General features: G+C 66.1%; 12 protein-coding genes. 5 read left to right on the forward strand and 7 right to left on the reverse strand.

The annotated features are described in order from the left end of the window. Position 1 precedes the first annotated feature (1 nt). The 3 genes from cobT to FJU11_RS12255 form a co-directional block, all read right to left on the reverse strand. Positions 2–1,912 (reverse strand): cobaltochelatase subunit CobT, encoded by a 1,911-nt coding sequence (cobT, locus tag FJU11_RS12245; RefSeq protein WP_141167348.1) that lies wholly within the window; start codon positions 1,910–1,912, stop codon positions 2–4. Positions 1,913–1,934: 22 nt separating this feature from the next. After that, positions 1,935–2,930: a cobaltochelatase subunit CobS gene (cobS, locus tag FJU11_RS12250; protein WP_141167349.1), complete on the reverse strand. Its 996-nt coding sequence runs from the start codon at positions 2,928–2,930 to the stop codon at positions 1,935–1,937. A 181-nt stretch (positions 2,931–3,111) separates the two neighbouring features. Then, positions 3,112–3,792 (reverse strand): J domain-containing protein, encoded by a 681-nt coding sequence (locus FJU11_RS12255; protein ID WP_181408169.1) that lies wholly within the window; start codon positions 3,790–3,792, stop codon positions 3,112–3,114. Between the two features lie 132 nt (positions 3,793–3,924). On the opposite strand from FJU11_RS12255, the gene FJU11_RS12260 reads away from it, so the two are divergent. Continuing rightward, positions 3,925–4,206, forward strand: coding sequence for a BolA family protein (locus FJU11_RS12260; RefSeq protein ID WP_141167351.1), 282 nt, complete (start codon positions 3,925–3,927; stop codon positions 4,204–4,206). Between the two features lie 10 nt (positions 4,207–4,216). Here FJU11_RS12260 and FJU11_RS18620 read toward each other — a convergent pair whose 3' ends face one another. Then, positions 4,217–4,723 carry a hypothetical protein gene (locus tag FJU11_RS18620; RefSeq protein ID WP_235891011.1) on the reverse strand — a complete coding sequence of 169 codons (507 nt, stop codon included), beginning with the start codon at positions 4,721–4,723 and terminating at the stop codon, positions 4,217–4,219. On the opposite strand from FJU11_RS18620, the gene FJU11_RS12270 reads away from it, so the two are divergent. Continuing rightward, a complete protein-coding gene (locus tag FJU11_RS12270) occupies positions 4,625–5,509 on the forward strand; it encodes a LysR substrate-binding domain-containing protein (protein ID WP_141167362.1) in 885 nt (294 codons plus the stop codon). The two genes, FJU11_RS18620 and FJU11_RS12270, sit on opposite strands and share 99 nt — an antisense overlap. A gap of 34 nt (positions 5,510–5,543) precedes the next feature. On the opposite strand, the gene FJU11_RS12275 is transcribed toward FJU11_RS12270, so the two are convergent. From FJU11_RS12275 to FJU11_RS12285, 3 genes are read right to left on the reverse strand one after another with little or no spacing between them, the layout of a single operon-like run. Beyond that, a complete protein-coding gene (locus FJU11_RS12275; protein ID WP_141167353.1) occupies positions 5,544–6,848 on the reverse strand; it encodes an HlyC/CorC family transporter in 1,305 nt (434 codons plus the stop codon). Beyond that, positions 6,845–7,981 carry a 3-dehydroquinate synthase gene (gene aroB / locus FJU11_RS12280; RefSeq protein WP_141167354.1) on the reverse strand — a complete coding sequence of 379 codons (1,137 nt, stop codon included), beginning with the start codon at positions 7,979–7,981 and terminating at the stop codon, positions 6,845–6,847. The genes FJU11_RS12275 and aroB overlap by 4 nt, the downstream gene beginning before the upstream one ends. Continuing rightward, the gene (locus FJU11_RS12285; protein WP_141167355.1) at positions 7,978–8,562 is read right to left on the reverse strand and encodes a shikimate kinase; all 585 of its coding nucleotides are present in this window, start codon (positions 8,560–8,562) and stop codon (positions 7,978–7,980) included. The genes aroB and FJU11_RS12285 overlap by 4 nt, the downstream gene beginning before the upstream one ends. Before the next feature lie 165 nt (positions 8,563–8,727). On the opposite strand from FJU11_RS12285, the gene FJU11_RS12290 reads away from it, so the two are divergent. From FJU11_RS12290 to FJU11_RS12300, 3 genes are all read left to right on the forward strand, one after another. Further along, the gene (locus tag FJU11_RS12290; protein ID WP_141167356.1) at positions 8,728–8,892 is read left to right on the forward strand and encodes a histidine kinase; all 165 of its coding nucleotides are present in this window, start codon (positions 8,728–8,730) and stop codon (positions 8,890–8,892) included. 40 nt (positions 8,893–8,932) lie between these two features. After that, positions 8,933–9,886, forward strand: a complete 954-nt coding sequence (locus FJU11_RS12295; protein WP_141167357.1) for a site-specific tyrosine recombinase XerD — start codon at positions 8,933–8,935, stop codon at positions 9,884–9,886. 111 nt (positions 9,887–9,997) lie between these two features. Next, positions 9,998–10,951: an acetyl-CoA carboxylase carboxyltransferase subunit alpha gene (locus FJU11_RS12300; protein ID WP_141167358.1), complete on the forward strand. Its 954-nt coding sequence runs from the start codon at positions 9,998–10,000 to the stop codon at positions 10,949–10,951. Positions 10,952–11,036: the final 85 nt, after the last annotated feature.

Here is an 11,036-nt window from a genome sequence, read left to right on the forward strand (position 1 = left end):
GCTAGCTCGCGCGCATGATGCTGCCGCGGGGGCCCTGCCGTGCGGTCCCTTCCTCCGAGAAGAGGCCGGCGAGCTGCTCGGTCATGGCGCCGGCGAGTTCCTCCGCGTCGACGATGGTCACGGCGCGGCGATAGTAGCGCGTCACGTCGTGCCCGATGCCGATCGCCAGAAGCTCGACGGGCGAACGCTGCTCGATCTCCTCGATGACGGCGCGCAGGTGCCGCTCGAGATAATTGCCCGGATTGACCGACAGCGTCGAATCGTCGACCGGCGCGCCGTCGGAGATCATCATCATGATGCGGCGCTGCTCGGGGCGCGCCATGATGCGCGAATGCGCCCAGATCAGCGCCTCGCCGTCGATGTTCTCCTTTAAAAGCCCCTCGCGCATCATCAGACCGAGATTGCGCCGCGAGCGACGATAGGGCTCGTCGGCGGACTTGTAGACGATGTGGCGCAGATCGTTGAGCCGCCCCGGAGCCTGCGGCTTGCCGGTCTCCAGCCAGTTCTCGCGCGACTGGCCGCCCTTCCACGCCTTGGTCGTGAAGCCCAGGATCTCGACCTTCACGCCGCAGCGCTCCAGCGTGCGTGCCAGGATGTCCGCGCAGGTGGCCGCCACCGTGATCGGCCGGCCGCGCATGGAGCCGGAATTGTCGATGACGAGCGTCACGATCGTATCGCGGAAGTTCGTGTCGCGCTCCATCTTGTAGGCGAGCGGCTGCATGGGATCCATGATGAGCCGGGGCAGGCGGGCAGCGTCCAGGTAGCCTTCCTCGAGGTCGAAGTCCCAGGCGCGGTTCTGCTGCGCCATCAGCCGGCGCTGAAGCCGGTTCGCAAGCCGACCGACCACGCCCTGCAGATGGGCGAGCTGCTTGTCGAGAAAACCGCGCAGGCGATCGAGCTCGGCCTCGTCGCACAGGTCCTGCGAAGCGACCTCCTCGTCGAACTCGGTGGTGAAGACGTGATAGTCGATGCGCTCGTTCAGCTCGTCGAAGGGCTCGTTCGGCCGGCGCGATTCGCCCGGCGTCTCGGTATTCTCGTCGCCGTCGTCGGCCATCTCCTCGTCGGCGACTTCGGAGCCCTCCTCGTCACCTTCCTCGAAGGTCTCGTCGGAAGCTTCGCTCTCCTCGGCCGGCGCGCTCTCGCTGCCGGCCTCTTCCTCTTGCGTGTCGTTCTCGCGCTCGCCGCTCGGCTTGTCGTCCTCGCTGTCGTCCGCCTCGGGCTCCTCCTCCGGCTTCTGCTCCTCCTCGGCATAGTCCTCGGCGAGCTCGAGCGAAGAGAGCAGGTCGCGCACCGCACGGGCGAATTTCGGCTGGTCCTCGATGGAATCGAGCAGGCCGTCGAGATCGGTCCCGCCCTTGTCCTCCAGCCACTCGCGCCAGAGATCGACGATCCGGCCGGCGCTTTCGGGCGGCTTGCGTCCGGTCAGGCGCTCGCGCACGAGCAGGGACAACGCTTCCTCGATCGGGGCGTCCTCGCGGCTTTCGATCGTCGCGTAGTTCGCCTTGGTGTACTTGTCGGCCAGCATCGACCCGATGTTTTCGGCAACGCCGGCCATGCGGCGCGATCCGATCGATTCGATGCGTGCCTGTTCGATCGCGTCGTAGACCGCGCGCGCATCGGCACCTTCGGGGGCGAGCCGGGCATGCACGTCCATGTCGTGGCAGGCTTTGCGCAGCGCCATGGAATCGCCGACGCCGCGCGTGATGCGCAGATCGTTCGCCGTCGGCCGTTTCGGCAGGTCGGGCAGACGTGCGCGCTCGCCGGAAAGGCCCGGCCGGTCGTTGGAGAAGGCCACTTCCAGCTCGTGATCGCCCGCGATCGAGCGGATGCACCCCGTCAGCGCGCGCTTGAAGGGCTCGGAATCGATCGGCGCGGTGTTTGCCGGCCTCGCATTGTCGCCGCGTGCGGCCATCGGTTCGCCGTTTCCCGCTCCCTTACGCCGAGGCGCCGAGAACGATGTTCGCCGCGCTTTCCTTCAGCTCTTCGCCGAAGGCGCGCTGGTACTGCTCGGCGACGAGCGAGCGTTCGAGCTCGTCGCACTTGTTGAGGAAGGTCGCGCGGAAGGAAAAGGCGACGTCCCCGAAGATCTCCGCGTTCTCCGCCCAGGTGATGACGGTACGCGGGCTCATCACGGTCGAAAGGTCGCCGTTGATGAAGGCCGCGCGCGTCATGTCGGCGACGCGCACCATCTTGTCGACGGTGTCGCGCCCCTTCTCGGTGTCGAGGCTCTTCACCTTGGCGAGCGCGATCGCCACCTCGTTGTCGTGCGGCAGGTAGTTCAGGTTCGCGACGATCGACCAGCGGTCCATCTGCGCCTGGTTGATCTGCTGCGTGCCGTGGTAGAGGCCGGTCGTGTCGCCGAGACCGACCGTGTTCGCCGTCGCGAAGAGGCGGAAGGCAGGGTGCGGACGCACGACGCGCGACTGGTCGAGCAGCGTCAGCCGTCCGGAGGATTCCAGCACGCGCTGGATGACGAACATCACGTCCGGCCGGCCGGCGTCGTACTCGTCGAAGACGAGGGCGACGTTGTGCTGGTAGGCCCAGGGCAGGATGCCGTCCTTGAACTCGGTCACCTGAAGGCCTTCGCGCACGACGATCGCGTCCTTGCCGACGAGATCGATGCGGCTGACGTGGCTGTCGAGATTGACGCGCACGCACGGCCAGTTCAGCCGGGCCGCGACCTGCTCGATATGCGTCGACTTGCCGGTCCCGTGGTAGCCCGAAACCATGACGCGCCGGTTGTGCGCGAAGCCGGCGATGATGGCGAGCGTCGTGTCGCGATCGAAGAGATAGTCGGGATCGACTTCCGGCACATAGGCGTCGGCCTCGGCATAGGCCGGCACCTTCAGGTCGATGTCGATGCCGAAGGTCTCCCGGACCGAAACCTCGGTATCGGGCAGCTTGGCGCTTTCGACGTCCATTTTGTTCATCGTCTCTCCAGTGCGACCGGCGCCGATCGAGCCGCTCGCGACTTCTCAAGGCTGAAAGGGCGGGGCAGATGGCCCGGAGGTTTCGGCCGTTTCGTTCGAGTGCCGCCTCCGGCCCTCTTTGCATGTGTTCGACGTTTTTCGCCCGGTCGGCGCGTCTACGCGCGACCGGTGGAACCACGATCTAGCAGAAACCGGCCTGCTTCAACAATTGGTAGGCCTGCACGACTTCGCGAAAGCGCTCTTCCGAGCCGCGATCGCCGCCGTTGGCGTCCGGGTGATGCTTCTTCACCAGCGCCTTGTACTGCGTCTTGATCTCCTCGGAATGGGCGGTTTCGGCGAGGCTCAACGTTTCGAAGGCCTTCGCCTCCAGCGTCTTGATCTTGCGCCGGCGCGTCTGCGTGCGCACCTTTTCGGAACCGTCGTCGACGAAGCCGAACGGGTCGCGCATGCGCGCGCGGGCGTAGGATGCCGCACTCGCCGATCGCGTCGTGGAAAAATCCGGCGCGGCCTTGGCGTCCTTGTTGACGCCCATGCTCCAGGTCGGGCGATGGCCGGTCATCGCCTCGCGCTGGTACTTGGCGATGTCGCTGTCGGAAAGGCCCGAGAAGTAGTTGTAGCCCTTGTTGTAGCGGCTAACGTGGTCCTTGCAGAAAAGGAAATACTCCCCTTCCGCGTCCCGGCCGACGGGCGCCTTGTGCGTGCCCTTTTCCTCGCATCCGTCCCACTGGCAGATGGGCGTTTCCTCGCTGCGCGCACTCGCGGGTCTCGCGTTCGCACTGGCGCCGGCGCCGGGCGCCTTGCGCCCTTTCTTGCCGGTGCGGATGCTGTCGAAATATTTCGAATCCAGTTTCATGAAGCCGATTATGGTGCGCCACGCACGTGCGAACAAGGATTGACAATCGACGCGCATCTTGCCAAGCGCGCCAAATCATTCGCCGAATGCCGATCGTAGCCGATGACGGGGCGAAATAACGCACTGCCGGGAAGAAAATCGATGTCCGTCCAGTCCGAGATCGAACGCAAGCTGACCGAGGCGCTCCGGCCCGAGCGTCTGGCCGTGATCAACGAAAGCCATCTCCATGCCCATCACAAACCGGAGTTCGACGGCGCGGGCGAGACTCATTTTCGTGTTCGCGTCGTTTCAGAGTGCTTCGTCGATATGCCGCGCATCAAGCGCCATCGCACCGTCAACGAACTTCTGGACGAAGAACTGAAAGCGGGCGTCCACGCGCTTGCCGTCGAACCGGCCGCGCCCGGCGAGCCGGTGCGCTGGTAGCCTCGCGGCCCTACCGGTCTGGCTTTCCCCGGCGATGCGTTTCGACAAGCGCGTCGAGCAGTGCCGAACTGGCCGGCACGACCGTCTCTCGCCGTTTCAGCCAATGATACAGGACCGATAGCGGGCTCGATCGCGCAAGCAGGTCCCGCGCCTCGGTCTCGGTGATGGCAATGTCATCGAGGAGATCGCTTCGGCCGCCATCGATGATGCGTTTGAGTTCGGCGCGTTCGGCCCGCGCCTGCGCAAGGCCCGTGAAAAGCGCATCGAAGCGCAGCGCCATATGGTTCCGGCGCGGTCTCGGAATTCGAGCGTCCATGGCAACCTCCAGTTCGTCGACGTCCGTTTGACCGCAGGAATTGACATCAGACAAACGAATAGTGATGATGGCCGCCATCACAAAACCAAATGTCTGATCGGCATCGTGCAATCCTTGGACAGCGATCTGCTGCGCGTCTTCCTCGCCGTTGCCGAATGCGGTGCCTTCACCGGTGCGGGTGAAGTCGTCGGACGCACGCAATCGGCTGTCAGCATGCAGGTGCGCCGGCTCGAGGACCAGCTCGGCGAGACGCTCTTCGTTCGTGGGCCGCGCGGCGTCACGCTGACGGCGAAGGGTGAGCAGCTTCTGCCCTACGCGCGACGCATCACGGGGCTGATGAGCGAGGCGACGGCGGCGCTTCGCACGCCGCCGCTCGCAGGGCGCCTGCGCGTCGGCATTCCCGAGGAATACGGCGAGCGCATCCTGCCGCGCCTTCTCGCGGCCTTCGCCGAGCGCCATCCGGCCGTCGAGGTGACGGTGCGCTGCGACCATTCCGTGCCGCAACTGAAGGCGCTGGAACGCGACGAGCTCGATCTCGCCGTCGTTTTCGAGTGGAACCAGAGCGAGTTGGACGAGGTGCTGGCCGTTGATCCGACGGTGTGGGTGACGTCGATGGCGTATCGCCAGCACGAACACCGGCCGTTGCCGATCGCCATCTACAACGAATCGAGCTGGTGCACGGATTTCGCCATCCGTTCGCTCGAACAGCATACGATCGAGCACCGCGTCGCGTACACCTGCGAAACCTGCGGCGGTCTCAACATCGCGGTTGCGACCGGTCTCGCCGTCGCAGCACTTGCGCGAAGCACCATTCCGCCGGGCTGCCGTGAACTGACCTCGACGGACGGGTTCCCGACCGTCGACTCTTCGCGGGTCGTGCTCAAGCGAAGCCCCTACCACTCGACCGAAGCGGCCGAGGGCATGGCGGCGATGCTGCGCGAGGCTTTCGCTCCGGTGCCGGAAACCACGGAGATCCCCGGCGCGTGACGTATAAACCTGAAAGGCTCTAAGACGGGAACGCTCAGTCCTGCGCGGCGGCTGCCTCTTCCAGCGGGCGGATGCGCAGGCGGGTGATGCGGTTCTTCTCGCGCTTCATGACGATGAAGCGCTTGCCGTGGAAGGTGAAGGCCTGGCGCTCTTCCGGGATGATCTGCGATTCATGGATGACAAGGCCGGCGACCGTCGTCGCCTCCTCGTCCGGCAGGTTCCAGTCGAGCGCGCGGTTCAGGTCGCGGATCGGCACCGTACCCTCGACGACGACGGAGCCGTCGGCCTCCTGGCGCACGCCGCGCACGTCGATGTCGTGCTCGTCGGAAATGTCGCCGACGATCTCTTCCAGAATGTCCTCCAGCGTGACCAGGCCTTCGAGTTCGCCATATTCGTCGACGACCATCGCCGAGTGGAGTCGCCGGCGCAAAAAGGCGTTGAGCTGGTCCTTCAGGTTCGTCGTGTCCGGCACGAACCAGGGCCGCTGCGCGATCTTCACGATATCGACGGCGTTGACGTCGTTGGTCTCGGCGGTGGCGCGCAGAACGTCCTTGGCGTGAACGACGCCGATGATGTTGTCGGGCGTCTCCCGCCAGACCGGCATGCGCGTATAGGGGCTGTCGAGGATCTGGTGCACGATCGTCTCCGGCGTGTCGTCGGCATTGATCATGCGCATGGCGGTGCGGTGGACCATGACGTCGGAAACCTCGAGCTCGCCGAGATCGAGGACGCCGCCGAGCCGGTCGCGATCGGCCTTGACGACCGAACCCTCGCGGTGGAGCAGGTCGACGGCGCCGCGCAGTTCCTCGTGCGCGGAAAGCATCGAGACCCCCGTCAGGGTGATGCCGAAGACGCCGAGGATCTTGCGAACGATCCAGTTGACCGCCGCCGAGAGCGGGCCGACCAGCACGACGAAGGCGCGCACCGGCCGCGAGACCTTCAGGGCGAACTGGTCCGGCGTGGAGATCGCCCAGCTTTTCGGCAGAACCTCCGAAAAGATCACCAGCACCACCGTCATGACGATGGTGGCGAGTGCGACGCCGGAACCGCCGAAAAGCTTGAGGAAGAGGGTCGTCGTCAACGACGATGCGAGGATGTTGACGAGGTTGTTGCCGATGAGCAGCGCGCCGATCAGCCGGTCGCGCTTGTCGATCAGCCGTTCGATGACACCGGCGCGTTTCTCGCCGGTCGCTTCGAGCGCATGCATGCGCGCGCGCGTGACCGCCGTCAGCGCGGTTTCAGAGCCCGAAAAGAAGCCGGAAGACGCGACCAGTGCCGCGATCGAGACGATGATGACCCCGTATTCGGAAAAGAAGGAAAGAAGGCCATCCATGGTCATGACGGGTGATTTTCCTCGAGGAAACGGCGCACCGGATCGGCGGCGACGTCGTCGGCGACGAACGCCTGGCCGATGCCGTGCGTGAGAATGAAGGTCAGGGCGCCGCGGCGCACCTTCTTGTCCTGGGCGATCGCGTCCATGAGCACGTCGGCCGGCGGCAGCGTGCCCGGAATGTCGCCAAGACGGGTCGGAAGCCCGACGGTGCGCAGATGGTGTTCCATGCGATCCGCGTCGTCGGGGCTCGCAAGGTTCATCTTCGCGGAAAACCGGTGCGCGAGCGTCATCCCGATCGCCACGGCCTCGCCGTGCACGAGCCGCGCGCCGTCGTATCCCGTTGCCGCTTCCAGCGCGTGGCCGAAGGTATGGCCGAGATTGAGCAGCGCCCGCCTTCCGCTCTCGCGTTCGTCGGCGGCGACGACATCGGCCTTGGCCGCGCAACTCGTGGCGATCGCCTCGATGCGTTCGGGCCCGCCGGCGAAGATCGCCTGCCAGTTCGCTTCCAGCCATGCGAAGAAGTCCGGCCGGTCGATGAGGCCGTATTTGGCGACCTCGGCGTAGCCGGCGCGGAACTCGCGCTCGGGCAGCGTGTCGAGGACGGTCGTGTCGGCGAGCACCAGATCCGGCTGGTGGAAGGCGCCGACGAGGTTCTTGCCGGCCTCGGCGTTGATGCCGGTCTTGCCGCCGACCGACGAATCGACCTGCGCGAGCAGCGAGGTCGGCACCTGCACGAAGCGCATGCCGCGGCGCACGATCGCCGCAGCGAAACCGGCGAGATCGCCGACGACCCCGCCGCCGAGCGCCACGACCGCGTCGCCGCGTTCGAGACGTGCGGCGATGACGGCGTCGCAGACCGCCTGCAACCGGTCGAAACGCTTGGAGCGCTCGCCGGCCGGCACGGTGACGGCTGTCGCGTCGATGCCGGCCGCTTCGAGCGCGCTGATCAGGCTCGGCAGCTGGGTGGCCGCCACGTTTTCGTCCGTCACCACGGCGACGCGGATGCCGGGCAGCCTCTTGGCGATCGCGGTGCCCGCGCCGGCAAGGAGATCGGGCCCGACCAGGATGTCGTAGCTGCGTTCGCCGAGCGCGACGCGCACCGTGCGCGGCGGGATCGTTTCGCTCTGGCCGTCCGTCATCGCCCATCTCCATGCCGTGCCAGCGTTTCAAGAACCTCGTCGACGACCACGTGCTTGCCGACGTCGCGCGACTGAACGGCGAGATCGGCCTCGGCATAGACGGGATAGCGCTCGTCCATCAGCGCTTGAAGCGTCGCCTTCGGGTCGGCGGTGCGCAGGAGTGGGCGGGTATCGCGCCGCTTCACGCGCCCCCAGAGCGTTTCGATATCGGCGTCGAGCCAGAGCGACAGCGCGCGCTCCTTCACGAGGGCGCGCGTGCGCTCGGCGATGAAGGCACCGCCGCCGGTCGAAAGGATGCGAGGGCCGGTTTCGATCAGCCGTGCGATCACCCGGGCCTCCAGCGCGCGGAACTCGTCCTCCCCGTAAAGCTCGAAGAGGTCGCCGATCGACATGCGCGAGACGCGCTCGATCTCGTGGTCGGAATCGACGAAGGGCAGATCGAGGCGCGAGGCCGTCATGCGGCCGATCACGGACTTGCCCGCCCCCATCAGGCCGACGAGGACGAGGCAGCGGCCATCGAGGACGCGTCGTGCTGCCGCGTCGATGTCCGTGGTCGTCGCCGTGCGTTCTTCGTGCTGCATGGCCCTTTCGCCTTGCCGATCACCGCGTTTCCTATCGGCAAATGGGGGGAAAGCGTCAAGGCGTCGCGCACGCCGGCCGATGATTGTCAGTACGGTTCTTGCGCCGGCGGGCGCCCTCCCGCATAAAAAAGACGAAATCAGCTCGGTCGATTCGTGGAAGGACATATGCCGTCACTGATCCGGTTTGTCGTATTTTGTGCCGTCGTGGCGGCGCTGGCGTATGGAGCCATGTTCGCGCTCGTTCTCTACGTCCAGCCGAAGCCGCGCGAGATCACGGTGCACGTGCCGACGCCCACCCTCGACGACGGGCAGAATTCCACGCAGCAATGAGCGCGGCGGATGGTGGCCAACGGGCCGCGAGACGGTTGCCATGGCGGATCTGAGCGCAGCGCGCATCGAGGCCTTCCTGGAAATGATGAGCGCCGAGCGCGGCGCCGCCGACAACACGCTCGAAGCGTATCGGCGCGATCTCGACGATGCGGCCCGCGACATGCGCGCGTCCGGCGTCGGTCTCGAAACGGCGAACGCCGATGCCGTGCGCGGCCATCTCGCCTCGCTCGCCCGACAGGGCTTCGCCGCCAGTTCGCAGGCCAGGCGGCTTTCCGCGCTGCGTCAGTTCTATGCGTTCCTCTATGGCGAGGGGATACGCGGCGACGATCCGACCGGCATCGTCGATTCGCCCCGCAAGGATCGCCCCTTGCCGAAGACGCTCGGCGTCGACGAGGTGAACCGGCTTCTCGCAACGGCTCAGGCGGAGGTCGACGCGGCAGCGCAGGGCTCGCCGGAGCGCTTGCGGGCGCTGAGGCTCGTCGCACTTCTCGAACTGCTCTATGCGACTGGAATGCGCGTCAGCGAGGTCATCGGCCTGCCGGCAAGCGTGCTTGGCGAAGAGGGCCGTTTCCTCATCGTGCGCGGCAAGGGGGCGAAGGAGCGCATGGTGCCGCTCTCGCAGCCCGCCCGTGCTGCGATGCTCGCCTACGGCGCGGCCTGTGCGGGCATGAACGACGAGACGACGCGGGCGCCGTGGCTCTTTCCTGCCGATTCGAAGAGCGGCCATCTTGCCCGCCAGGTCTTCGCGCGCGAACTGAAGGGGCTTGCCGCCCGCGCCGGCCTTCCCGCCTCCGCGGTTTCGCCGCATGTGCTGCGCCATGCCTTCGCGAGCCATCTGCTTGCGAACGGTGCCGACCTGCGAGCGGTGCAGGATCTGCTTGGCCATGCCGACATCTCGACGACGCAGATCTACACCCATGTGCTCGAAGAACGGCTGCAACGACTGGTCCAGAGCCACCACCCCCTTGCAAAAAGCGGCCAAACGCGGGAATAGGGCCGAAGGGTCGAGGCGGACACCGAGGTTCCGCACGCACTTGCACGCCATCTTGAGGGGAAAGCACTTCCACCATTTCCCGCGAAAACGCCACGCTGGAACCGTTGCCGCATGTATACCTATCTCGACTTCGAAAAGCCGATTTCCGATCTCGAAGCCAAGATCCACGAACTGAAGACGTTGGCGACCGACGATCGCGGCGTCGATACCGCGGACGAGGTCCAGCGGCTGGAGACGCGCGTCAACGAGGCGATGGCCGACATCTACGCCAAGCTGACGCCCTGGCAGAAGACGCAGGTCGCGCGCCATTCGAGCCGCCCGCACTTTTCGGACTATGCGCGGTCCCTCTTCGAGGAATTCACGCCGCTCGCCGGCGATCGCACCTACGCCGAGGACGCGGCCATCCAGGCCGGGCTCGCGCGCTTCCGCGGCCAGCCCGTGGCCATCATCGGCCAGGAAAAGGGCAACGACACCAAGTCGCGCATCGAGCACAATTTCGGAAGCGCCCGTCCGGAAGGCTATCGCAAGGCGATCCGCGTGATGGAACTCGCCGACCGTTTCTCGCTGCCCCTCGTCACGCTCATCGACACGGCCGGCGCCTATCCGGGGATCGGGGCGGAGCGGCGCGGGCAGGCCGAGGCGATCGCCCGTTCGACGGAAACCTGCCTGAACCTTCGCGTTCCGATCGTCAGCGTGGTAATCGGCGAGGGCGGCTCCGGCGGCGCCATCGCGATCGCCACCGGCAACCGCGTCTACATGCTGGAACACTCGATCTACTCGGTGATCTCGCCGGAGGGTGCCGCCTCGATCCTGTGGCGCGATTCCGGGCGCGCCAAGGATGCGGCGACGAACATGAAGATCACCGCGGAAGACCTGAAGCAGCTCGGTATCATCGACGGCATCGTCCGCGAACCGGTCGGCGGCGCGCATCGCAATCCCGAGGCGGTGATCGAGACCACGGGCGCGACGATCGCGAGCGCCCTCAAGGACCTGGCCAAGTCCGACGGCGACACGCTGCGCCGCCAGCGCCGCGAGAAGTTCCTCGAAATGGGCCGCAAGATCTAGATGTGAGCTTTCATTAGGTTGTCCATCCGGTCCGGACCGGGGATGCTGAGGTTGTGAGACTTCAGAGTCCAGGGAGGGACCGGAT

The sequence above is a fragment of the Pararhizobium mangrovi genome (assembly GCF_006516965.1).
Taxonomy (GTDB): Bacteria; Pseudomonadota; Alphaproteobacteria; order Rhizobiales; family Rhizobiaceae; genus Pararhizobium_B; species Pararhizobium_B mangrovi.